The sequence below is a fragment of the Streptomyces kryoterrae genome (genome assembly GCF_054072135.1).
Genome location: NZ_CM133358.1, coordinates 5120278 through 5144419 on the forward strand (window position 1 = coordinate 5120278; position 24142 = coordinate 5144419).

General features: G+C 67.5%; 21 protein-coding genes. 12 read left to right on the forward strand and 9 right to left on the reverse strand.

Annotated elements, in window-relative coordinates:
• Positions 1-61 precede the first annotated feature (61 nt).
• From ACW4TU_RS22280 to trxA, 5 genes are all read left to right on the forward strand, one after another.
• A complete protein-coding gene (locus ACW4TU_RS22280; protein ID WP_457416120.1) occupies positions 62-1759 on the forward strand; it encodes a protein kinase family protein in 1698 nt (565 codons plus the stop codon).
• Between the two features lie 23 nt (positions 1760-1782).
• Entirely contained in the window at positions 1783-2493 is a 711-nt protein-coding gene (sigM, locus tag ACW4TU_RS22285) for an RNA polymerase sigma factor SigM (RefSeq protein ID WP_457416122.1), read from the forward strand.
• Positions 2490-3401: an anti-sigma factor family protein gene (locus ACW4TU_RS22290; protein WP_457416124.1), complete on the forward strand. Its 912-nt coding sequence runs from the start codon at positions 2490-2492 to the stop codon at positions 3399-3401. Before sigM ends, ACW4TU_RS22290 begins: the two co-directional genes overlap by 4 nt.
• 174 nt (positions 3402-3575) lie before the next feature.
• On the forward strand, positions 3576-4547 hold the full coding sequence (gene trxB, locus ACW4TU_RS22295) for a thioredoxin-disulfide reductase (RefSeq protein WP_457416126.1): 972 nt from the start codon (positions 3576-3578) through the stop codon (positions 4545-4547).
• 42 nt (positions 4548-4589) lie between these two features.
• A complete protein-coding gene (gene trxA, locus ACW4TU_RS22300) occupies positions 4590-4922 on the forward strand; it encodes a thioredoxin (protein ID WP_457416128.1) in 333 nt (110 codons plus the stop codon).
• A 94-nt stretch (positions 4923-5016) separates the two neighbouring features.
• On the opposite strand, the gene ACW4TU_RS22305 is transcribed toward trxA, so the two are convergent.
• From ACW4TU_RS22305 to rpmH, 9 genes are all read right to left on the reverse strand, one after another.
• Positions 5017-5634 carry a GNAT family N-acetyltransferase gene (locus ACW4TU_RS22305; protein WP_457416130.1) on the reverse strand — a complete coding sequence of 206 codons (618 nt, stop codon included), beginning with the start codon at positions 5632-5634 and terminating at the stop codon, positions 5017-5019.
• A 263-nt stretch (positions 5635-5897) separates the two neighbouring features.
• Positions 5898-7007, reverse strand: coding sequence for a ParB/RepB/Spo0J family partition protein (locus ACW4TU_RS22310; protein WP_457416132.1), 1110 nt, complete (start codon positions 7005-7007; stop codon positions 5898-5900).
• Entirely contained in the window at positions 7004-8077 is a 1074-nt protein-coding gene (locus tag ACW4TU_RS22315) for an AAA family ATPase (RefSeq protein ID WP_164408513.1), read from the reverse strand. Before ACW4TU_RS22315 ends, ACW4TU_RS22310 begins: the two co-directional genes overlap by 4 nt.
• Before the next feature lie 281 nt (positions 8078-8358).
• Positions 8359-9075 carry a 16S rRNA (guanine(527)-N(7))-methyltransferase RsmG gene (gene rsmG, locus ACW4TU_RS22320; protein WP_457416133.1) on the reverse strand — a complete coding sequence of 239 codons (717 nt, stop codon included), beginning with the start codon at positions 9073-9075 and terminating at the stop codon, positions 8359-8361.
• 181 nt (positions 9076-9256) lie between these two features.
• A complete protein-coding gene (locus tag ACW4TU_RS22325) occupies positions 9257-9772 on the reverse strand; it encodes a Jag family protein (protein ID WP_457416135.1) in 516 nt (171 codons plus the stop codon).
• A gap of 15 nt (positions 9773-9787) precedes the next feature.
• Complete coding sequence (gene yidC, locus ACW4TU_RS22330; protein WP_457416137.1) at positions 9788-11053, reverse strand: membrane protein insertase YidC; 1266 nt, start codon at positions 11051-11053, stop codon at positions 9788-9790.
• A 3-nt stretch (positions 11054-11056) separates the two neighbouring features.
• Positions 11057-11410: a membrane protein insertion efficiency factor YidD gene (gene yidD, locus ACW4TU_RS22335; RefSeq protein WP_164315877.1), complete on the reverse strand. Its 354-nt coding sequence runs from the start codon at positions 11408-11410 to the stop codon at positions 11057-11059.
• Positions 11407-11778 (reverse strand): ribonuclease P protein component, encoded by a 372-nt coding sequence (rnpA, locus tag ACW4TU_RS22340; protein WP_189150480.1) that lies wholly within the window; start codon positions 11776-11778, stop codon positions 11407-11409. The genes yidD and rnpA overlap by 4 nt, the downstream gene beginning before the upstream one ends.
• A gap of 21 nt (positions 11779-11799) precedes the next feature.
• Positions 11800-11937: a 50S ribosomal protein L34 gene (gene rpmH / locus ACW4TU_RS22345; protein WP_006381191.1), complete on the reverse strand. Its 138-nt coding sequence runs from the start codon at positions 11935-11937 to the stop codon at positions 11800-11802.
• 387 nt (positions 11938-12324) lie between these two features.
• Between rpmH and dnaA the strand changes: the two genes are divergently transcribed.
• The 7 genes from dnaA (at position 12325) to gyrA (ending at position 24130) form a co-directional block, all read left to right on the forward strand.
• Positions 12325-14187, forward strand: coding sequence for a chromosomal replication initiator protein DnaA (gene dnaA / locus ACW4TU_RS22350; RefSeq protein WP_457416142.1), 1863 nt, complete (start codon positions 12325-12327; stop codon positions 14185-14187).
• Positions 14188-15110: 923 nt separating this feature from the next.
• The gene (dnaN, locus tag ACW4TU_RS22355) at positions 15111-16241 is read left to right on the forward strand and encodes a DNA polymerase III subunit beta (RefSeq protein WP_164408514.1); all 1131 of its coding nucleotides are present in this window, start codon (positions 15111-15113) and stop codon (positions 16239-16241) included.
• 164 nt (positions 16242-16405) lie between these two features.
• A complete protein-coding gene (gene gnd, locus ACW4TU_RS22360; protein ID WP_457416145.1) occupies positions 16406-17281 on the forward strand; it encodes a phosphogluconate dehydrogenase (NAD(+)-dependent, decarboxylating) in 876 nt (291 codons plus the stop codon).
• 52 nt (positions 17282-17333) lie between these two features.
• On the forward strand, positions 17334-18455 hold the full coding sequence (recF, locus tag ACW4TU_RS22365) for a DNA replication/repair protein RecF (protein WP_457416148.1): 1122 nt from the start codon (positions 17334-17336) through the stop codon (positions 18453-18455).
• Complete coding sequence (locus ACW4TU_RS22370) at positions 18452-19021, forward strand: DciA family protein (protein WP_457416151.1); 570 nt, start codon at positions 18452-18454, stop codon at positions 19019-19021. Before recF ends, ACW4TU_RS22370 begins: the two co-directional genes overlap by 4 nt.
• A gap of 396 nt (positions 19022-19417) precedes the next feature.
• Positions 19418-21481 (forward strand): DNA topoisomerase (ATP-hydrolyzing) subunit B, encoded by a 2064-nt coding sequence (gyrB, locus tag ACW4TU_RS22375; protein WP_457416153.1) that lies wholly within the window; start codon positions 19418-19420, stop codon positions 21479-21481.
• 42 nt (positions 21482-21523) lie between these two features.
• Positions 21524-24130 (forward strand): DNA gyrase subunit A, encoded by a 2607-nt coding sequence (gene gyrA / locus ACW4TU_RS22380; protein WP_457416156.1) that lies wholly within the window; start codon positions 21524-21526, stop codon positions 24128-24130.
• Positions 24131-24142 lie beyond the last annotated feature (12 nt).

Genomic DNA, 24142 nt, shown 5'->3' on the forward strand with positions numbered 1-24142 from the left:
TGTGGGCACAATTGGGTTTGGCGTCGGAGAGCTCGCAATGGATGGGGAGGCAGGAGCGACGGTGGCGGAACGGAGCACAGCTGCCGTCGACGTGGCAGACAACAGCGGCGACGAGCCGCTGACCGCGCAGGCGGACGAGTCCACGGCCGACGGCGTGGCCCAGAACCGGGAGCGGGACACGGACAACGACGAGGCACAGGGGAGCGGCGGGACCGAGAGTCCCGAAAAGGCCTCACCGCCCGAACTGCACAGCGGTCACAAACTCGCCAGGCGCTACCGCCTGGAGGAATGCGTCACCCGTCTGGACGGATTCAGCAGCTGGCGCGCGGTCGACGAGAAACTTCGTCGCGCCGTCGGCGTGCACATTCTGCCCGCGGACCACTCACGGGCGCGTCCCGTGCTGGCTGCGGCTCGCTCCTCGGCGCTGCTCGGCGACCCCCGCTTCGTGCAGGTCCTCGACGCCGTCGAGGAGAACGACCTGGTGTACGTCGTCCACGAGTGGCTGCCCGACGCGACGGAGCTGACCGCGCTCCTGGCCGCCGGCCCGCTGGAGGCTCACGACGCCTACCAGATGGTCAGCCAGCTCGCCTCCGCCATGGCGGCCGCCCACCGGGAGGGCCTCGCGCATCTGCGCCTGACCCCGGGCACCATCCTGCGGAGTTCGTCCGGCCAGTGGCGCATCCGCGGCCTCGCGGTCAACGCCGCGCTGCGCGGCATCAGTTCGGACACCCCCCAGCGCACCGACACCGAGGCGATCGGCGCCCTGCTGTACGCCTCGCTCACCCAGCGCTGGCCGTACGAGAACGACGCGTACGGCCTGTCCGGGCTGCCCAAGGGCGTCGGTCTGATCGCACCCGACCAGGTGCGGGCCGGTGTGCACCGGGGCCTGTCGGAGCTCGCGATGCGCGCGCTCGCCAACGACGGGGCCACTGCCTCACGCCACGAGTCCGCGTGCACGACGCCCGAGGAACTGGTCAAGGCGATCGGTGAGATGCCCCGCATCCGCCCGCCTGAGCCGGTGTTCACGGCCCCGCCCGACTACCAGCGCACGACGTACCAGCAGGGCTCGTACGGCCGTCAGGCGCCCCGCCCGGGCCTCACGCAGCCCCTCCCCACCCCGCCGCCCCCGCTGCAGAGCCGCACGGGCAAGGTCCTCAAGTGGGCCGTGTCCGCGCTGCTGATCGCCGCACTGGGCCTGGGAAGCTGGCAGCTGGCGGACGCGCTCATTGAGCAGGGCAACAAGTCCGAGGACACCAACCAGACGCAGACAACGGACGGCGGAGACAAGAGCCCGGCGAAGCCGGTCAGCAAGCCGATCGCCATCGAAGGTGCCCGTGACTTCGATCCACTCGGCGCGGACGGGTCCGAGAACCCGGACGACATAGACAAGATCTACGACGCCGCTGCGGGCACCTACTGGCAGACGAGCTTCTACACGAGCTCGGACTTCGGACGGTTGAAGTCGGGCGTCGGAGTCATCCTCGATCTCGGCAAGGTCCAGCAGGTCGGAAAGGTGACCGTCACCTTCGTCGGCAACACCTCGGTCGAACTCCGCGCCGCCTCTGGGGACACCGGTTCGGAGCCGACATCCCTCGACGGTTACAACAAGGTGGCCAAGGGTTCGGGCGCGAGTGTGACGCTCAAGCCCGGCAAGTCCCTCAAGTCTCGCTATCTTCTGGTCTGGCTGACCGATCTACCGAAGCAGGTCGACGACGGCAAGTTCCGCGGCAGGATCGTGGACGTCAAGGTGAGCAGCTGACAAGTCAAGGGGGAGGGGGTCCGATGGCAGATGGCAGCGCATACGGTGACACAAGCGACCAGGACCTTCTCGCCCTACATGTAGAAGGCGACCCCGACGCCTTCGGTGAGATCGTGCGTCGGCATCGTGACCGGCTCTGGGCGGTGGCCCTGCGGACGCTGGGGGACCGCGAGGAGGCCGCTGACGCCGTCCAGGACGCCCTCGTCTCCGCCTACCGGGCCGCCCACACCTTCCGGGGCCAGTCGGCCGTCACGACCTGGCTGCACCGCATCACGGTGAACGCCTGTCTGGACCGCGCCCGCAAGGCCGCGTCCCGCAAGACCTCACCGGTCGACGACACCGAACGGCTGGAGCAGCTGCTCGAACCGCACGAGTCGGCATCGGCCCCGGCCGAGCGCAACGATCTGCACCGCCAGCTCATCGAGGCGCTCGGCACCCTCCCACCTGACCAGCGCGCCGCCCTCGTCCTGGTGGACATGCAGGGCTACCCGGTCGCGGAGGCCGCCCGCGTTCTCGATGTGCCCACCGGGACGGTGAAGAGCCGTTGTGCCCGAGGCAGAGCCAGACTGCTGCCGCTCCTCACCCATCTCCGGCCGGAAAAAGCCGGTGACGGCAAGCAATCGGGTGACGGACGGAACCGGGCGCAGGGGACATCCGTCCCACCCGCAGCGGGACCAACGGATGCAGGGCCAAGCGATACAACTGCTGTGAAGGGCGGAGGTGGGCGAGCGTGACATCCACGACCGATACGGCCGGACACCCGGACGTCACGGAGATCTCCGACCTCACCGAAGGCCTGCTCACACCGTCCCGAACCGCAGACGTACAACGGCATCTCGACGAGTGCGTCCTCTGCGCTGACGTGTACGCCTCCCTAGAGGAGATTCGCAGCCTCCTCGGCACTATGCCGAGCCCTGTGCGCATGCCGGACGACGTCGTCGGCCGTATCGACGCCGCCCTCGCCGCCGAGGCATCCCTGAACACCCCGGTGTCGGTCGGTGCTGCCGGTGCCATGTCCGGCGGGACCGAGAGCGCGCATGTTTCACGTGAAACATCGACTCCCGTCGAGGGACCCGCAGACCGCCCCACCGGGCACGCCCACGCCGCTACCGGGCCGGGGCGTAAGAACGGTGCACGCCGCGGACGGCGCCGGACCATTGTCCTGGGCACCGTCTTCACCGCTGCCGTCCTGGGACTCGGCTCGCTGCTGGTGTCCTCACTGGGCGATGACACCAAGCAGCCCGAGGCTGAGAGCACGAGCACGTTCGCCGGGCAGAAGATCGAGACCCAGGTCGCCGAACTCCTCAAGGGCCAGGGCGGCAAGAAGAGCACCCGCAGCGGGGAACCGTCGGTCGGCATCCAGACCCACCCCAGTGACCCGACGATCGACAAACATGAGGACACCCTCAAGATCGAGCAGACGTCGGCCCCGGGCTGCGTCATGAAGGGCATCGGACGCCCCAATGTGTCCGTCGTCGGCGTCAAGCACGGAACCTACGACGGTACGGACGCGTATCTCGTCGTGTTGCCCGCAGCCGGAGACGACACCCGGGTCACCGCTTACGTCGTCGACTCAGCCTGTGAGACACGGCCGTCGGTCTCGCCAGAGGTTCTGCTGACGCAGTCCTACGCGCGTTCCTGAGCGCGGACGCCTCGCACTCATCCACCCATCGGTCTCCTCCCCTACCGAGTGGCGCCCCTGTGTGCCCGGACACAGCGGGAATGCGGGCCCCGTAGGATCCGTTGCGTGGGGTGAGAGTTCTGAGAGAGGCTCCCACCGGTCGTACGAAGCCGTTCAGAAACGAGGAAACACGCCGTGAGCGACGTCCGTAACGTGATCATCATCGGCTCCGGGCCTGCCGGCTACACGGCGGCGCTCTATACCGCACGCGCGTCGCTGAAGCCGCTGGTCTTCGAGGGTGCCGTGACCGCCGGTGGTGCGCTCATGAACACCACCGAGGTGGAGAACTTCCCCGGTTTCCAGGACGGCATCATGGGCCCCGACCTCATGGACAACATGCGCGCCCAGTCCGAGCGCTTCGGCGCCGAGCTCGTCGCGGACGACATCGTCGCCGTGGACCTGACGGGTGACATCAAGACCGTCACGGACACCGCGGGCATCGTGCACAAGGCGAAGGCCGTGATCGTCGCCACCGGCTCGCAGCACCGCAAGCTCGGACTGCCCAACGAGGACGCCCTGTCCGGCCGTGGCGTCTCCTGGTGCGCGACGTGCGACGGCTTCTTCTTCAAGGACCAGGACATCGCCGTGATCGGCGGCGGTGACACCGCGATGGAGGAGGCGACCTTCCTCTCCCGCTTCGCGAAGTCGGTGACGATCGTCCACCGCCGGGACACTCTGCGCGCCTCCAAGGCGATGCAGGAGCGCGCCTTCGCCGACCCGAAGATCCGCTTCATCTGGGACAGCGAGATCGCAGAGATCCAGGGCGACCCGAAGCTCGCCGCGCTGAAGCTGCGCAACCTCAAGACCGGCGAGCTGTCCGACCTGGCCGTGACGGGACTGTTCATCGCGATCGGCCACGACCCGCGTACCGAACTCTTCAAGGGTCAGCTGGACCTCGACGAAGAGGGCTACCTGAAGGTCGACGCCCCTTCGACGCGGACCAACCTCAGTGGGGTCTTCGGCGCCGGTGACGTGGTCGACCACACCTACCGGCAGGCGATCACCGCGTCCGGCACCGGCTGCGCCTCCGCTCTGGACGCCGAGCGCTTCCTCGCCGCCCTGGCGGACAGCGAAGAGCAGGCCGAGCCCGAGAAGACCTCTGTCTGACCCCCGTCCGCCCCACCGCAGCATCGAATTAAGGAGCCCCCTGTGGCCGGCACCCTGAAGAACGTGACCGACGCCTCCTTCGACGAGGACGTCCTCAAGAACGACAAGCCCGTCCTGGTGGACTTCTGGGCCGCCTGGTGCGGACCGTGCCGCCAGATCGCGCCGTCGCTCGAGGCGATCGCCGCCGAGTACGGCGACAAGATCGAGGTCGTCAAGCTCAACATCGACGAGAACCCGGGTATCGCCGCCAAGTACGGCGTGATGTCCATCCCGACCCTGAACGTCTACCAGGGTGGCGAAGTCGCCAAGACCATCGTCGGCGCCAAGCCGAAGGCCGCGATCGTGCGTGACCTCGAGGACTTCATCGGCAACTAGCCGACGCAGCAGCCGGTGTTTCACGTGAAACATTGAGTGGGCCGACCCTTGCGGGTCGGCCCACTCGTTTTACCCATGCGCGTTGCGTCAGTCCCTAGAGCGGCCGAAGCACCGGCTCCTTCTGCACTGCTCCCAGCAGCCGGTCGAGCGCCAGCTCAACGTCTTCCTTCCAGGAGAGCGTCGTCCGCAGCTCCAGGCGAAGACGAGGATGCACGGGATGGGGTCGCACCGTCTTGAAGCCCACAGCAAGGAGATGATCCGCCGGCAGAACGCAGGCGGTCTCCTTCCAGCGGGCGTCCCCGAAAGCCTCGATCGCCTTGAAGCCCCGTCGCAACAGGTCCTTGGCGACCGTCTGCACCATCACGCGCCCCAGTCCCTGCCCCTGGTAGCCCGGCATGATGAAGGCCGTCATCAGCTGTACGGCGTCCGGCGAGACCGGACTCGTGGAGAACGCCGTGGACCGGGGAACGTAAGCCGGAGGGGCGTAGAGCACGAACCCCACCGGATTGGCGTCGACGTAGACGACACGGCCGCAGGAACCCCAGTCGAGGAGAACGGCCGAGATCCACGCTTCCTTCTCCAGTGCGGGTGTCCCCGCCTTCAGCGCGGCTTCTCCGCTGACGGGATCCAGTTCCCAGAAGACACACGCGCGACAGCGCTGGGGAAGGTCCTGAAGGTTGTCCAGCGTGAGCGGTACGAGCCGACGCCCCATGAAGGCTGTTCCTCGCTTCCTTCGCCCGCAGCGTCGCGAGCGGCTGTCAGAGCGCTCCGTTCCCTGAGCAGACTGCCGACGAACCCGCCGACGGCCCCCAGTCCCAGACCGGCGCTCACCAGTCCGGTACGGCTCACCGTTCGCATGGCCCCCGCCTCCCCAACTCAGAGGTGCTGCCAGGTGGATGCGCCATCCCGAACGCATCGTATCCACGAAGCGATTGCATCGATACCGTCTGCAAGCAAAGAGCGGGCCCGCCACGCTCAGGCCTCCGAGTCCTCGGAGTCGTCGTCCAGAAGACTCTTCTGAAGAACCGGTCCCTCGCCCGGGGCGAGAGAACTGAGGATGCGCTCAAGGTCTTCCATCGAGGCGAACTCGACGGTGATCTTGCCCTTCTTCTGCCCCAGGTCGACCTTCACCCGTGTCTCGAAGCGGTCCGAGAGTCGACCGGCGAGATCGGTGAGTGCCGGAGACACCAGGGCACCGGCCCGTGGCCCCTTGGACCTCGTGGCCGCCGTCGGCCGCGAGCCCATCAGGGTCACGATCTCCTCGACCGCCCGTACCGAGAGCCCCTCGGCCACGATCCGGTGAGCCAGCTTGTCCTGCTCCTCCGAGTCGTCCACGGAGAGAAGCGCCCGCGCGTGCCCGGCGGAGAGGACTCCGGCAGCGACACGGCGCTGGACGGCCGGCGAGAGCTTCAGCAGCCGCAGAGTGTTGGAGACCTGCGGCCGGGAACGGCCGATCCGGTCCGCCAGCTGATCGTGTGTGCAGTGGAAGTCCTTGAGCAACTGGTCATAGGCCGCCGCCTCTTCCAGCGGGTTCAGCTGAGCCCTGTGGAGGTTCTCCAGCAGCGCGTCCAGGAGGAGCTTCTCGTCGTCCGTGGCCCGCACGATCGCCGGGATCGCCTCAAGGCCCGCTTCACGACAGGCCCGCCAGCGCCGCTCGCCCATGATGAGCTCGTAGCTGGTGGGACCCACCTGCCGCACGACGACGGGCTGGAGGAGACCGACCTCCTTGATGGAGGTGACCAGCTCCGCCAGCGCGTCCTCGTCGAACACATCACGCGGCTGTCGCGGGTTCGGCGTGATGAAGTCGATGGGCAGCTCGGCGAAGTGAGCACCGATGGGAGGTGCCGGGACTTCCCCGAATTCGTTGAACTCGTTCGAGGAGGCATCCTCTGTTTCACGTGAAACAGACGGCAGCGCGGCCACCCTCGCCGCGGCCACTCCACGCTCGGCCGTAAGTACGGGGACCGCCGCCGGTGAGGTGGAAGCGGTGCCCCCCATCGCCGGTGGCGTCGGCCTGTCTCCGGTCGGTGCAGCTGGGATCAGTGCGCCGAGACCACGACCCAACCCCCTCCGTCGCTCGCTCACTGGATACCCTCCACGATGCTCTGTTCGCTCTGTGCGCCGATGTGGGCGTGCTGCGCGTCATAGCTGACACCGACACCCTTCAGCGCGATTTCCCGGGCCGCCTCAAGATAGGACAGGGCACCACTCGATCCTGGATCGTAGGTGAGCACCGTCTGTCCATAGCTCGGCGCCTCGGAAATTCGGACCGAGCGCGGAATGCTCGTCCGCAGCACCTCGTCGCCGAAGTGGTTGCGCACCTCGTCCGCGACCTGGGACGCGAGGCGCGTCCGGCCGTCGTACATGGTGAGCAGGATCGTCGTTACCTGAAGGTCGCGGTTGAGGTGCGCCCTTACCAGATCGACGTTGCGCAGCAGCTGGCCCAGGCCCTCCAGCGCGTAGTACTCGCACTGGATCGGGATGAGTACCTCGGCACCAGCGACCAGTGCGTTGACCGTGAGCAGACCGAGCGAGGGCGGGCAGTCGATGAGGATGTAGTCCAGAGGCTGCTCATACGCCTGGATCGCTCGCTCAAGCCGGCTCTCTCGTGCCACCAGTGACACCAGCTCGATCTCCGCACCGGCGAGATCGATGGTGGCGGGTGCGCAGAAGAGGCCCTCGACGTCGGGGACCGGCTGAACGACTTCCGAGAGTGGCCTGCTGTCGATCAACACGTCGTAAATGGATGGAACATCGGCGTGATGGTCGATCCCCAGCGCCGTGGAAGCGTTGCCCTGAGGGTCGAGGTCCACGACCAGGACGCGAGCCCCGTGCAGGGCCAGCGAGGCGGCGAGGTTGACGGTTGTCGTCGTCTTCCCCACTCCGCCTTTCTGGTTGGCGACCACCATGACACGGGTTCGCTCCGGCCGTGGCAGGCCTTCGCCGGCCCGCCCCAGAGCCTCCACCGCCAATTGGGCAGCACGACCGATGGGAGTGTCGTCCATCGGGGGCGGTGTTTCACGTGAAACATCCTCCCCAATCGACTCGGTTCGGGGACCGGGGACCGGATCGGTCATCGGTCCCGCGATGTTGGCGTTGGACCGCAAGGATTCACTCTCCTCGACTTCAGGCTCGCAATGAACAGAGCCTGCCATGTCTTCGGGGTCATGAACCAGTGAGGCCTGGTGTTCTGTGGAGAAATCCACCTCTGTGGACAACTCCGTTACCTCTCCGGGTGAACGGAGAGGCTTTCGGTCGCGGGGTGCGGCCGCGGCCCGGCCGCGGCTGATGATGCCGTGCAGCAGTGAGCGACGTTTCACGTGAAACAAGATGCCCAGCTGTGAGCTCTCCGGCTGCGCGACACTCCGAGATGCGTAGGTTAGGCAGCTTGTGTGGAGTACGTCTCGTCGTCAGGACGGATCAATGAACGTGAGGATCAGCGCCGACGTCGCACCCGCCCCGTCCGGGCAGCCTTGGCCCGCTTCGCCGCGAACCGCACTCCGCCGGGACTCTCTCCGACCACGACCCGCACCACGGTCGACAGCGGGTCCACCACACCCTCACCCACATGCAGGATGGACGTCTCGACCGCCCCGAGCTTGCTCAACGCGGTGGCCGAGGCCTTCAGCTCCTCCTCGGCGGTGTCCCCCTTGAGCGCGAGCATCTCCCCGTAAGGACGCAGCAGAGGAATGCCCCAGGTGGCCAGACGGTCCAGCGGGGCCACGGCACGTGCCGTCACCACATGGACGGGCTGGAGCGTCCCCATGACCTCTTCCGCGCGGCCACGGACAACCGTCACATGGTCCAGGCCCAGCAGCTCGACGACTTCGCTGAGGAAGTTGGTCCGGCGCAACAGCGGTTCGAGCAGTGTGATCTTCAGGTCCTCCCGGACCAGCGCCAGCGGAATGCCGGGCAGTCCGGCGCCCGAACCGACATCGCACACCGTCACGTTGTCCGGCACGACCTCGGAGAGCACAGCACAGTTCAACAGGTGCCGCTCCCACAGGCGGGGCACCTCACGCGGGCCGATCAGACCGCGCTGCACACCCGCCTCGGCGAGCAGTTCCGCGTATCGGACCGCGTCCGCGAAGCGATCGCCGAACACCTCGCGCGCCTGCTCGGGCGCCGGGGGAAGCTCCGCTGCCTCCGTCACGGGGGACCGTCCTTCCGTACCGCATGAGCGCACTGGGCGCTGATCACCAGGACTACAGGGACTACAGCTGTCGAGCACCACAGGGGGACGAACAGAGGGCCAACAGCTGCCGGGAACTACAGGCTGACAAAGTTCGGCCCCGTCTGCGCAACAGACGGGGCCGGAGGGAGCTACGTACCGATCAGGCGGGCAGGACGACGACGAAACGCTGGGGCTCCTCGCCCTCGGACTCGCTGCGCAGGCCTGCGGCCTTCACCGCGTCGTGCACGACCTTGCGCTCGAACGGGGTCATCGCATTCATCTTGACGGGCTCGCCGGAACTCCTGACCTCGGCCGCGGCCTTGGCACCCAGCTCCGAGAGCTCCTCACGCTTCTTGGCGCGGTAGCCCGCGATGTCGAGCATCAGCCGGCTGCGGTCGCCGGTCTCCCGGTGCACAGCCAGGCGCGTGAGTTCCTGGAGGGCCTCCAGCACCTCGCCGTCCCGGCCGACCAGCTTCTGCAGATCTCGGCCGCCCGCGTCGCTGATGATCGAGACAGCGGCCCGGTCGGCCTCGACGTCCATGTCGATGTCGCCGTCGAGGTCGGCGATGTCCAGCAGACCCTCGAGGTAGTCCGCCGCGATCTCGCCCTCCTGCTCCAGGCGGGACAGGGTGTCGACACCCTCGGCTGCGGCGGAGGTGGTGGTGCCTTCCGTCACGGGATGGACTCCTTCTTACTTCTTGGACGGGGACTTGGGGCGCTGCGGACCCTTGCGCTGTCCTGACTGGGCCTTGCTGCGGGTACCGGACGCGGACTTGGAGGCGGTCTGCTTGGAGGCTCCACCGGCCGGCTTGGCGTCGTCGGGCTCGTCGGACTTGCTCAGTGACACCGTGGAGGTGTCCGGCTTGGCGCCCGACTGACGCTGGGACTTGCTCTGGCGCTTGGGCTGCTGGCGCTTGGCGGTGGCGCCGGCGGGCGTACCGTCCTCGGTCTCGGCGACCTCCGGGTTCACGCCCTTCGTCACCGTGCCGTCGGGCTGAGCCGCGAGGCCCGCCTTGTTCAGACCGTTGATGAACTTGCGCTCGAACTCGTTGCGGTCGCGGCCCTTGGAGACGATGGCCTTCACGATGGCACGCTCACCACGGCTGCGGGTCTTGCCGTGCTGCGTGACGTGCTTGTGGAGGCGCTCCAGGTGAGCGGCCTGCGCCTTGCTGCCCGGGGTCGGGTTGTTGCGGATGACGTACATCTGCTGGCCCATGGTCCACACGTTGGTGGTCAGCCAGTAGACGAGAACACCAACCGGGAAATTGATGCCGAAGAAGGCGAACATGACCGGGAAGACGTACATCAGCATCTTCTGCTGCTGCATGAACGGCGTCTTCACCGTGGTGTCGACGTTCTTCGTCATCAGCTGGCGCTGCGTGTAGAACTGCGACGCCGACATCATGACGATCATGATCGCGGTGACGACGCGGACATCGGTGACCGTGGCGCCCAGAGCCTGGACGGTGCCGGAACCGTCCCTGAACTTCGCGGCGAGCGGGGCACCGAAGATGTGCGCCTTACGGGCGCTGGCCAGCAGCGAATCGTTGATGACGCCAATGGTGTCGCCCGTCGCGATGCCGTTGAGCACGTGATACAGAGCGAAGAAGAACGGCGACTGCGCCAGGATGGGAAGGCACGAGGAGAGCGGGTTGGTGCCCGTCTCCTTGTACAGCTTCATCATCTCTTCGGACTGGCGCTGCTTGTCGTTCTTGTAGCGCTCCTGGATCTTCTTCATCTCGGGCTGCAGCGTCTGCATGGCCCGGGTCGACTTGATCTGCTTCACGAAGAGCGGGATCAGGCAGATACGGATCAGGATCACCAGGGACACGATGGACAAGCCCCAGGCCCAGCCGGTGTCGGGCCCGAAGATCGCGCCGTACACACTGTGGAACTGGACGATGACCCAGGAAACGGGTGTCGTGATGAAGCTGAAAATGCTGGCAATCGTGTCCACTAATCATGCTCCTTGGACATGGGACGGGGTCTCGGCGGCCGGACTCGAAGGATTCTGTCCCTCGATGGCCGCGCCGGCGGCGGAGGTCCCGCCCTTGCGTGCATGCCAGGTGTTGCGCAGCATTTCGTGCCACCGCGGGCGCTTGCGCGGCGGGACATGGTCCACACCGCCGAGCGACCACGGGTTGCACCGCAGGATGCGCCAGGCGGTGAGCGCCGTCCCCTTGACCGCACCGTGCCGGTCGATGGCCGTATGGCCGTAGTGGGAACACGACGGGTAGTACTTGCAGACCGGTCCGAGCAGCGGACTGATCGTCCACTGGTACAGCTTGATCAGAGCCAGTAGCGGGTACTTCATCGCGCGCCCCCTCCCAGCAGCCGCTGCAGAGCGGCATCCAGGTCTCGGGCCAGCTGTGCATGGTCGGCGTCGCCCGCACCGGGCAACGCTCGTACGACTACCAGGCTACCGGGGGGCAGCTCGGCGACTCGGTCGCGCATCAGGTGGCGAAGCCTGCGCTTCACCTTGTTGCGGACGACCGCGCCGCCGACTGCCTTGCTGACGACGAAACCCGCACGCGTCGGGGGAGCGCTCTCCCCAGGCGCGTGCGGGTCCGTGGTACCGCTACGAAGATGGACGACGAGGAGCGGACGGCCGGCCCGGCGGCCCCGTCGTACCGCGGTCGCGAATTCCTCGCGCCGCCTCAGCCGATGCTCGGTAGGCAGCACGACGTCATGACCTGATCAGGATCAGGCGGACAGGCTCGCGCGACCCTTGCCACGGCGGTTCGCGAGAATCGCGCGACCGGCACGGGTGCGCATCCGCAGGCGGAAGCCGTGGGTCTTCGCGCGGCGACGGTTGTTCGGCTGGAAGGTGCGCTTGCTCACTCGGGGGCTCCAGAAAGAATCGGTGGATACCGGGGTGCCGTCTTGGCTGTCACCGTGCGCCCACGAGTAGCTCGCTTACGCCCGATTGCACCGCTCCCGATCACTGGACGATGCCCTGGTGGGAGCGCTCGTACGTGATCTATGCCCATCGGAGGCAGGCGGCAGCAGCCATCGACAACTCGACCTGGTCACGGTACGCGGGGCTACGCCATCCGGTCAAACCAGCACCGTGGGCGAGACACTGTCCACAGCCTGGGGACAACAACTTGAACCGCACCCGTCGCCCTGACTACCGTGGCCGGACTCCCCATCGCCCGTTCCACCCGATGTACATCCCGATACGTCCCAGAACCACACGTTCGTGGGACCCGTGAGAGAGCGTGCCCTGTGGCTGACGTGCCTGCCGATCTTGCCGCAGTGTGGCCACGAGTGCTGGAACATCTCCTCGGTGAGGGCCGCGGACAGGGCGTCGAGGTGAAGGACGAGCGCTGGATCAGGCGCTGCCAGCCGCTGGCCCTGGTCGCGGACACCGCGCTGCTCGCCGTACCGAACGAGTTTGCGAAAGGCGTGCTCGAAGGCCGCCTCGCACCGATCGTCAGCGAGACCCTCAGCCGCGAGTGCGGCCGGCCGATCCGCATCGCGATCACCGTGGACGACTCCGTCGGCGAGCAGTCACCGCCCGCCCCCGCACCCCCGCAGTCGCGCTACGACGGGCCCGAGCTCCCCCCGGCCCGCGACCCGTACCAGGGATACGGCCGACACCGCGCCGACGACCACTCCCAGACGCGCGACGGCCAGCAGCCCTCCCACCCGGACCAGCTCCCCACCGCCCGCCCCGCCTACCCGTCCGAGTACCAGCGCCCCGATCCCGGCGCCTGGCCCCGGCCGACCCAGGACGACTACGGCTGGCAGCAGCCCCGGCTCGGCTTCCCGGAGCGCGATCCGTACGCGTCACCGTCCTCGGACTACCGCCAGCCGCCGCCCCGCGACCGTTCGCCGTACGAACAACAGCGTTCCGACTACGAGCAGCAGCGTGGCGACTACGGCCAGCAGCGCTCGGAGTACGAGCAGCGCGACGGCCGCCGCGACCTGTCGGACTCGCCGCCGAACGGCGGTCACGCGCACCGGGGCGGACCCGGGGGCGCCGTGCGTCCCGGCGGCGGCGCACCAGGCTCGCCGGCCTCGCGGCAGACCCCGGCACCGGGCCCCGGCGAGCCCACCGCACGCCTCAACCCCAAATACCTGTTCGACACCTTCGTCATCGGGGCATCGAACCGTTTCGCCCACGCGGCGGCCGTCGCCGTCGCCGAGGCACCCGCGAAGGCGTACAACCCCCTCTTCATCTACGGGGAGTCGGGACTCGGCAAGACACACCTGCTGCACGCCATCGGGCACTACGCGCGAAGCCTCTACCCCGGCACGCGCGTGCGATATGTGAGCTCGGAGGAGTTCACCAACGAGTTCATCAACTCCATCCGCGACGGCAAGGGCGACAGCTTCCGCAAGCGCTACCGCGAGATGGACATCCTGCTCGTCGACGACATCCAGTTCCTCGCGGACAAGGAGTCGACGCAGGAGGAGTTCTTCCACACCTTCAACACGCTCCACAACGCCAACAAGCAGATCGTGCTGTCCAGCGACCGGCCGCCGAAGCAGCTGGTCACGCTGGAGGACCGGCTGCGGAACCGTTTCGAGTGGGGTCTGATCACCGACGTCCAGCCGCCCGAGCTGGAGACGCGGATCGCCATCCTCCGTAAGAAGGCGGTCCAGGAGCAGCTCAACGCCCCGCCGGAGGTCCTGGAGTTCATCGCCTCCCGCATCTCGCGCAACATCCGCGAGCTGGAGGGCGCGCTGATCCGGGTGACGGCGTTCGCGTCGCTCAATCGGCAGCCGGTGGACCTCGGCCTCACGGAGATCGTCCTCAAGGACCTCATCCCGGGCGGCGAGGACTCGACCCCCGAGATCACCGCGCCGGCCATCATGGCGGCCACCGCCGACTACTTCGGCCTCACGGTCGAGGACCTCTGCGGCAGCTCACGCGGCCGTCAGCTGGTCACGGCCCGCCAGATCGCCATGTACCTGTGCCGCGAGCTCACGGACCTCTCGCTGCCGAAGATCGGCGCGCAGTTCGGTGGCCGCGACCACACGACCGTCATGCACGCCGACCGCAAGATCCGCGCCCTGATGGCCGAGCGTCGCTCCATCTACAACCAGGTCACCGAGCTGACCAACCGCATCAAGAACGGCTGACAGCAGCGCTGTCACGGCACCGAAGGCGCCCCCGGGACACGTCCCGGGGGCGCCTTCGCCGTTCTCCGGCAGCTCCGCGAGGGGTGCCGGCCGGTTCTCCCGCCGGTTTCGGCACGCGTCGGGCGTTGCCGGACCGCAACCCGGTGTTCGAACGCGCGCCGAGTTACGGCCACCCTCCACAGATTTGGTGACTTTCTCGCGTCCACAACCTGGGGACCCAGAAGTTGTCCAGACTGTGTCCACAGGCGAGGTTGGTGATAGATCATCAGACCAGGTCAGGTGGTTGTGGATTGGTGGACAAAAGATATCCACAGCCTGTGGACAAAGAAATGATCCACAGGCTGTGCACGGAGTTGTCCACCGGCGGCCCACAGGCTGCGGCCCGTTGTCCCCAGCGATCACCGGCTTCTCCACACCCCTGTCCACTGTTCGGCAACTCGACGCGCCTTCTCACCACGTCGAGTGAAAGGCGTCACACCAAGCTGCCTGGTTGGGCTGTGGGAAAGGTGGGTAAAGCTGGGGACGGCGCTGGGGAGAAGTACCCCCCGCCTGTGCACGGAGTGTGCAGAACTTTCTGTTCTCCACAGAGGGGCCTGGTTATCCACCGCCTCCACCCACAGGGCCAGTGGACAAAATTTGCCGCCTGAGCTGCGAAAACGGGGTTATCCACGGTATCCACAGCCCCTACTACTACTGACAACTAGTGAGAGCTGGATATCCGTTTCGAAGTGGGTCCTGTGCACAACTCGCTCCTGGGAGCCCAGCTGCCGCTCGTCACGACTTGACCCCGACAGGCACCTACTGTCAGTGCCGTGCGTCAGACTGTTCCCGGTGTCCTTCCCACCACAGGGACCGACGACACCGAGACAGACGACGAAGCCAGGCAGGCCGAGAAGCGCCGGCAACAGCAGGAGGCGGCAACAGTGAAGATCCGGGTGGAACGCGACGTACTCGCGGAGGCAGTTGCCTGGGCGGCGCGCAGCCTCCCGGCCCGTCCACCGGCCCCTGTCCTCGCCGGCCTCCTGCTGAAGGCCGAGGAAGGCCAGCTGAGCCTGTCGAGCTTCGACTACGAGGTCTCCGCGAGGGTGTCGGTGGAGGCCGAGGTCGAGGAGGAGGGCACGGTCCTGGTGTCGGGCCGGCTCCTCGCCGACATCTGCCGAGCCCTTCCCAACCGCCCGGTGGAGATCTCCACAGACGGTGTACGGGCGACGGTGGTGTGCGGCTCGTCCCGCTTCACCCTCCACACCCTGCCTGTGGAGGAGTACCCGGCGCTGCCGCAGATGCCGACCGCGACCGGCACGGTGCCCGGTGAGGTCTTCGCCTCCGCCGCCGCCCAGGTGGCCATCGCGGCCGGCCGCGACGACACGCTGCCGGTCCTCACCGGTGTGCGCATCGAGATCGAGGGCGACAGGGTGACGCTGGCCTCGACCGACCGTTACCGCTTCGCGGTCCGCGAGTTCCTGTGGAAGCCGGAGGACCCGGAGGCGTCCGCGGTGGCCCTGGTGCCCGCCAAGACGCTCCTGGACACCGCCAAGGCGCTCACGAGCGGCGACAGCGTGATCCTGGCGCTGTCCGGCTCCGGGGCCGGTGAGGGACTCATCGGTTTCGAGGGCGCCGGCCGTCGCACGACGACGCGTCTGCTGGAGGGCGACCTCCCGAAGTACCGCTCGCTGTTCCCGACGGAGTTCAACTCCATCGCGGTGATCGAGACCGCCCCCTTCGTGGAGGCAGTCAAGCGTGTGGCCCTGGTGGCCGAGCGGAACACCCCGGTGCGGCTCAGCTTCGAGCAGGGTGTGCTCATCCTGGAGGCCGGTTCCAGCGACGACGCACAGGCTGTGGAGAGGGTCGACGCCCAGCTGGAGGGCGACGACGTGTCGATCGCCTTCAACCCGACGTTCCTGCTGGACGGCCTGAGCGCCATCGACTCCCCGGTCGCTCAGCTCTCCTTCACGACGTCCACGAAGCCCGCGTTGCTCAGCGGCAAGCCCGCCGTGGACGCCGAGGCGGACGAGGCGTACAAGTACCTGATCATGCCGGTTCGCCTCAGCGGCTGAGTCTTTTCGAACGGCTGATCGGCTCCGACGGAAACACCGCAGGTGAGGGCATACGTTTGAGCGCGTATGCCCACAGGTGTGCATGAGCGTCCGGGTTTAGGGTCGGACGTGGGTACGAGCAACAGGAGTGCCCTCATGCCACGTCGCAACCTAAGGAACAACTGATGGAGCTCGGTCTCGTCGGCCTCGGCAAGATGGGCGGCAACATGCGCGAGCGGATCCGCCGCGCAGGTCTCACCGTCATCGGATACGACCGCAACCCGGACGTCGCCGATGTGCACAGCCTCAAGGAGCTTGTGGACGGGCTCAGCGCCCCGCGGGTGGTGTGGGTGATGGTCCCGGCCGGCGCCCCGACCCAGTCCACCGTCGACGAGCTCGCCGAGCTTCTGGAGCCCGGTGACGTGGTCGTGGACGGCGGCAACTCGCGCTGGACGGACGACGAGAAGCACGCCGAGGAGCTGGCGGCCAAGGGCATCGGCTTCGTCGACTGCGGTGTCTCCGGCGGCGTCTGGGGCCTGGAGAACGGCTATGCGCTGATGTACGGCGGCGACGCCGAGCACATCGCCAAGGTGGAGCCGGTTTTCGAGGCACTCAAGCCCAAGGGCGACTTCGGCGCGGTCCACGCGGGGAAGGTGGGCGCCGGGCACTTCTCGAAGATGGTCCACAACGGCATCGAGTACGCCATGATGCAGGCCTACGCCGAGGGCTGGGAGCTGCTGGAGAAGGTCGACTCCGTCACGGACGTGCGCGAGGTCTTCCGGTCCTGGCAGGAGGGCACCGTCATCCGCTCCTGGCTGCTCGACCTCGCGGTCAACGCCCTCGCGGAGGACGAGCACCTGGAGCGGCTGCGCGGGTTCGCCGCGGACTCCGGGGAGGGGCGCTGGACCGTTGAGGCCGCCATCGACCACGCGGTTCCGCTGCCCGCGATCACCGCGTCGCTGTTCGCGCGGTTCGCGTCCCGGCAGGACGACTCCCCGCAGATGAAGATGATCGCGGCACTGCGCAACCAGTTCGGCGGCCACGCGGTCGAGTCGAAGTAGTCCACAGGGCCGCTCAGCGGTCCGCGAGTCCGGGGGAGGTCGGCGAACGACCATGCACGTCACGCATCTGTCGCTGGTCGACTTCCGTTCGTACGCCGCGGTCGAGGTCCCGCTCGAGCCCGGCGTCACCGCGTTCGTGGGCCCCAACGGCCAGGGCAAGACCAACCTCGTGGAGGCGGTCGGCTATCTCGCCACGCTGGGCAGCCACCGGGTCTCCTCGGACGCGCCCCTGGTCCGCATGGGCGCCGACCGGGCGATCATCCGGGCGCAGGTCAGGCAGGGTGAGCGGCAGCAGCTGGTCGAGCTGGAGCTGAACCCCGGCCGGGCGAACCGAGCCCGCATCAACAGGTCGTCGCAGGTCAGGCCTCGTGACGTACTGGGGATCGTGCGGACGGTGCTGTTCGCGCCGGAGGATCTCGCCCTGGTGAAGGGCGACCCGGGTGAGCGGCGGCGGTTCCTCGACGAGCTGATCACCCTGCGCTCCCCGCGCATGGCGGGTGTGCGCTCCGACTACGACCGGGTTCTCAAGCAGCGCAACACGCTCCTCAAGTCGGCCGCGCTGGCCCGGCGGCACGGGGGTCGCACGATGGACCTGTCGACCCTCGACGTGTGGGACCAGCATCTCGCGCGCGTGGGGGCCGAGTTGCTGGCCCAGCGGCTCGACCTGATCGCCTCGATCCAGCCCCTGGCCGACAAGGCGTACGAGCAGCTGGCGCCCGGCGGCGGTCCGCTCGCCCTGGAGTACAAGCCGTCGGCGCCGGGGGAGGCACACGCGCGTGAGGAGCTGTACGAGCAGCTGATGGGGGCCCTGGCCGAGGTGCGCAAGCAGGAGATCGAGCGGGGCGTCACCCTCGTGGGGCCGCATCGGGACGACCTGCATCTCAAGCTCGGCTCGCTGCCCGCCAAGGGGTACGCGTCCCACGGTGAGTCGTGGTCGTACGCGCTGGCGCTGCGGCTGGCCTCGTACGACCTGCTGCGGGCCGAGGGCAATGAGCCGGTGCTGGTGCTCGACGACGTGTTCGCGGAGCTGGACACCCGGCGCCGGGAGCGGCTGGCCGAGCTGGTGGCGCCCGGTGAGCAGGTGCTGGTGACGGCCGCGGTCGACGACGACGTACCGCACGTACTGGCGGGGGCGCGGTACTCGGTGTCGGAGGGGGCGGTGGAGCGCGTATGACGGCCGACCGGTCGGTGTCGGGGGAGAGCCCGGAGGAATCCGCCGCGTCCCCCAAGCCGATCCCCGAGCACTCCGGGGTGGATCTCGCGCGGGTGGCGCTCAGGGCGGCGAAAGAGGCGGCACGCGCGCGTGGGGAGGCGGCTCAGCAGAAGAAGCAGGTGCGGCGCGGGAGTGGTCCGCGTTCCGGCTCGGGTCGTGACGGGCGTGACCCCATGGCGTTGGGGGCGGCGATCAACCGGCTGGTGACGGAGCGCGGGTGGGAGGCGCCGGCCGCGGTGGGCGGGGTGATGGGCCGCTGGCCGGAGATCGTCGGCGAGAACCTGGCCAAGCACTGTGAGCCGGAGTCGTACGACGAGGACGAGCGGGTGCTGACGGTGCGCTGCGACTCGACGGCGTGGGCGACGAACGTGCGGTTGCTGGCGCCGCAGCTGGTCGCACGGCTGAACGAGGATCTCGGGCAGGGCAGGGTGCGGCTGATCAAGGTGCTCGGCCCTCATGGTCCGGCCCGTCGGTTCGGCCCGTTGCGGGCGCCCGGGAGCGTTGGTCCAGGTGACACCTACGGGTGAGCCCCGCCACTCCCTGTAGGTGAGCTGTGTCACAGGAAATGCTGGGCGGGGGCCCGCGGACGGTGGTGCGCGCGTGTGCGAATTCCTACGTGACTCCCCGGTAGCCAAGGGTTGACACCCGGAAGCGCTGAGTGCCTCTCCAAGCCTCTTGGAGCCCCGCTCCGTATATGGGGACTCGGGAGACGCCGGTTGAGGGCGGCACATGCGGACTCAGGTACCGGCAAACCCCCATCACTGTCGGCGCTACCGGTAGACTGGGAGCTAATCCCGCCCCATTGGAGGGGACCACCGGGAAATGGTGTGCACCGCTGACCAAGGCTTACCAACGCAACATGCCGCAGCCGCTCCGGCCAACCGTCGGGAGTACGGCTTGTGCTGTGCCAGAAAGGGCGCTTCGTGGCCGATTCCGGCAACCCCAACGAGAACATCCCGTCCACCGACGACGCCGGCGCGACCGTCGAGGCGAAATCCTTGAACGGCGAGGTCACCGCCTCGTACGACGCCAGCGCCATCACCGTCCTCGAGGGTTTGGACGCGGTCCGCAAGCGGCCCGGCATGTACATCGGTTCGACCGGTGAGCGTGGTCTGCACCATCTGGTGCAGGAGGTCGTCGACAACTCCGTCGACGAGGCGCTGGCCGGTCACGCGGACACCATCGACGTGACGATCCTGGCCGACGGCGGCGTGCGCGTCATCGACAACGGCCGGGGCATCCCGGTGGGCATCGTCCCGTCGGAGGGCAAACCGGCCCTCGAGGTCGTGCTGACCGTGCTGCACGCGGGCGGCAAGTTCGGCGGCGGCGGCTACTCGGTCTCCGGCGGTCTGCACGGCGTCGGTGTCTCTGTCGTGAACGCCCTGTCCAGCAGGGTCGCGGTCGAGGTCAGGACGGACGGCCACCGCTGGACGCAGGAATACAAGCTGGGCGTCCCGACGGCTCCGCTGGCCCAGCACGAGGCCACGGCCGAGACCGGCACGTCGGTGACCTTCTGGGCCGACAGTGACATCTTCGAGACGACCGTGTACTCCTTCGAGACGCTCTCGCGGCGCTTCCAGGAGATGGCCTTCCTCAACAAGGGTCTGACGATCAACCTCACGGACGAGCGTGAGGTGGCGAAGGCCACGACCGGGGCGGACGAGGCGGGTGCCGACGAGAAGGACGAGGTCAGGACCGTCTCGTACCACTACGAGGGCGGCATCGTCGACTACGTGACGTACCTCAACTCCCGTAAGGGGGACGTGGTGCACCCGACGGTCATCGACCTGGAGGCGGAGGACAGGGAGAAGAGCCTGTCCCTCGAGGTCGCGATGCAGTGGAACAGTGGTTACACGGAGGGTGTGTACTCCTTCGCGAACATCATCCACACGCATGAGGGCGGTACGCACGAGGAGGGCTTCCGGGCCGCGCTGACCTCGCTGATCAACAAGTACGCGCGCGACAAGAAGCTGCTTCGCGAGAAGGACGACAACCTCACGGGTGACGACATCCGCGAGGGTCTGACCGCGATCATCTCGGTCAAGCTGGCGGAGCCCCAGTTCGAGGGTCAGACCAAGACCAAGCTGGGCAACACCGAGGCGAAGACCTTCGTGCAGAAGGCGGTCTACGAGCACCTCAACGACTGGTTGGACCGCAACCCGAACGAGGCCTCGGACATCATCCGCAAGGGCATCCAGGCGGCCACCGCGCGCGTGGCGGCCCGCAAGGCCCGCGACCTCACCCGTCGCAAGGGTCTGCTGGAGACGGCGTCGCTGCCGGGCAAGCTGTCTGACTGCCAGTCGAACGACCCCACCAAGTGCGAGATCTTCATCGTCGAGGGTGACTCCGCCGGCGGTTCGGCGAAGTCCGGCCGTAACCCGCAGTACCAGGCGATCCTCCCGATCCGCGGCAAGATCCTCAACGTCGAGAAGGCCAGGATCGACAAGATCTTGCAGAACCAGGAGATCCAGGCGCTGATCTCCGCCTTCGGTACCGGGGTCCACGAGGACTTCGACATCGCGAGGCTGCGCTATCACAAGATCATCCTGATGGCGGACGCCGACGTCGACGGCCAGCACATCAACACCCTGCTGCTGACCTTCCTGTTCCGCTTCATGCGCCCGCTGGTCGAGGCCGGACACGTGTTCCTCTCCCGTCCCCCGCTGTACAAGATCAAGTGGGGCCGGGACGACTTCGAGTACGCGTACTCCGACCGTGAGCGCGACGCGCTGATCGAGCACGGCCGGCAGAACGGCAAGCGCACCCGGGACGACTCGGTCCAGCGCTTCAAGGGCCTCGGCGAGATGAACGCCGAGGAGCTGCGCATCACGACGATGGACCAGGAGCACCGGGTCCTCGGCCAGGTCACGCTCGACGACGCCGCGCAGGCCGACGACCTGTTCTCGGTCCTGATGGGCGAGGACGTCGAGGCACGCCGCGCGTTCATCCAGCGCAACGCCAAGGACGTCCGCTTCCTCGACATCTGAGTCGGTCTCAGCTGACCGCACCAGAAAGGATCTTCACCAGCAATGACCGACGAGACGCCCCTTTCCCCCACTGGTCCGGGCACGCCCGAAGAGGGCCAGATCACGCTGCGCGTCGAGCCCGTCGGGCTCGAGACCGAGATGCAGCGCTCGTACCTCGACTACGCGATGTCCGTCATCGTGTCGCGCGCGCTGCCCGACGTACGGGACGGTCTCAAGCCCGTCCACCGGCGCGTCCTGTACGCCATGTACGACGGCGGCTACCGGCCCGAGAAGGGCTTCTACAAGTGCGCCCGTGTCGTCGGTGACGTCATGGGTACGTACCACCCGCACGGTGACTCCTCGATCTACGACGCGCTGGTCCGTCTCGCGCAGCCGTGGTCGATGCGGATGCCGCTGGTGGACTCCAACGGCAACTTCGGTTCCCCGGGCAACGACCCGGCCGCCGCCATGCGGTACACCGAGTGCAAGCTGAAGCCGCTGTCCATGGAGATGGTCCGTGACATCGACGAGGACACCGTCGACTTCACGGACAACTACGACGGCCGCAACCAGGAGCCGACGGTTCTGCCGGCGCGCTTCCCGAACCTGCTGATCAACGGTTCGGCGGGCATCGCGGTCGGTATGGCGACCAACATCCCGCCGCACAACCTCCGCGAGGTCGCGTCCGGCGCCCAGTGGTACCTGGAGAACCCCGAGGCCTCCCACGAGGAGCTGCTCGACGCCCTGATCGAGCGGATCAAGGGCCCCGACTTCCCCAGTGGTGCCCTGGTGGTGGGCCGTAAGGGCATCGAGGAGGCGTACCGCACGGGCCGTGGCTCCATCACGATGCGCGCGGTCGTCGACGTCGAGGAGATCCAGAACCGCCAGTGCCTGGTGGTCACCGAACTCCCCTACCAGGTCAACCCGGACAACCTCGCGCAGAAGATCGCCGACCTGGTGAAGGACGGCAAGGTCGGCGGTATCGCCGACGTCCGCGACGAGACGTCGTCCCGTACGGGCCAGCGCCTGGTCATCGTCCTGAAGCGGGACGCGGTCGCCAAGGTCGTGCTGAACAACCTCTACAAGCACACCGACCTGCAGACGAACTTCGGCGCGAACATGCTGGCGCTGGTGGACGGCGTACCGAGGACCCTGTCCCTGGACGCGTTCATCCGGCACTGGGTGACGCACCAGATCGAGGTCATCGTCCGGCGTACGCGGTTCAGGCTGCGCAAGGCCGAGGAGCGCGCGCACATCCTGCGTGGCCTGCTGAAGGCCCTGGACGCCATCGACGACGTCATCGCGCTGATCCGGCGCAGTGACACCGTCGAGATCGCGCGCGAGGGCCTGATGGGCCTCCTGGAGATCGACGAGATCCAGGCCAACGCGATCCTGGAGATGCAGCTGCGCCGGCTGGCGGCTCTGGAGCGCCAGAAGATCGTCGCCGAGCACGACGAGCTGCAGGCGAAGATCCGGGAGTACAACGCGATCCTCGCCTCGCCCGTGCGTCAGCGGGGCATCATCAGCGAGGAACTCGCCGCGATCGTCGAGAAGTTCGGCGACGACCGGCGCTCCAAGCTGGTCCCGTTCGACGGTGACATGTCCATCGAGGACCTGATCGCCGAAGAGGACATCGTCGTCACGATCTCGCGCGGCGGCTATGTCAAGCGGACCAAGACCGAGGACTACCGCTCGCAGAAGCGCGGCGGCAAGGGCGTACGCGGCACGAAGCTCAAGGAAGACGACATCGTCGACCACTTCTTCGTGTCGACCACGCACCACTGGCTGCTGTTCTTCACCAACAAGGGCCGTGTCTACCGCGCGAAGGCGTACGAGCTGCCCGACGCCGGACGTGACGCGCGTGGCCAGCACGTCGCCAACCTGCTGGCCTTCCAGCCGGACGAGGCGATCGCGGAGATCCTCGCGATCCGTGACTACGAGGCTGCGCCCTACCTGGTGCTGGCCACCAAGGGCGGTCTGGTGAAGAAGACGCCTCTGAAGGATTACGATTCCCCGCGTTCGGGCGGTGTCATCGCGATCAACCTCCGTGAGACGGAGGACGGTTCCGATGACGAACTGATCGGAGCCGAACTCGTTTCGTCCGAGGATGATCTGCTGCTGATCAGCAGGAAGGCACAGTCGATCAGGTTCACGGCGACGGACGACGCACTGCGTCCGATGGGCCGGGCCACCTCGGGTGTCAAGGGCATGAGCTTCCGTGAGGGAGACCAGCTGCTCTCGATGAATGTTGTTCGACCCGGTACGTTCGTGTTCACTGCTACCGACGGCGGGTATGCGAAGCGGACCAACGTCGACGAGTACCGCGTCCAGGGTCGCGGCGGCCTCGGTATCAAGGCTGCCAAGATCGTCGAGGACCGCGGTTCTCTCGTCGGTGCGCTGGTGGTCGAGGAGACCGACGAGATCCTCGCCATCACGCTCTCGGGCGGTGTGATTCGTACGCGGGTCAATGAGGTCAGGGAGACGGGCCGTGACACCATGGGCGTCCAACTGATCAACCTGGGCAAGCGCGATGCCGTCGTCGGCATCGCACGTAACGCCGAGGCGGGAAGCTTGGCCGAGGCGGTCGACGGCGAGGACGCCGTGGACGAGTCGGCCGACGGTACCGCGACCAACGGCACGGACGAGGGCGATCAGTCCTCGTCGGAGTAGCGCGAGGAGTGA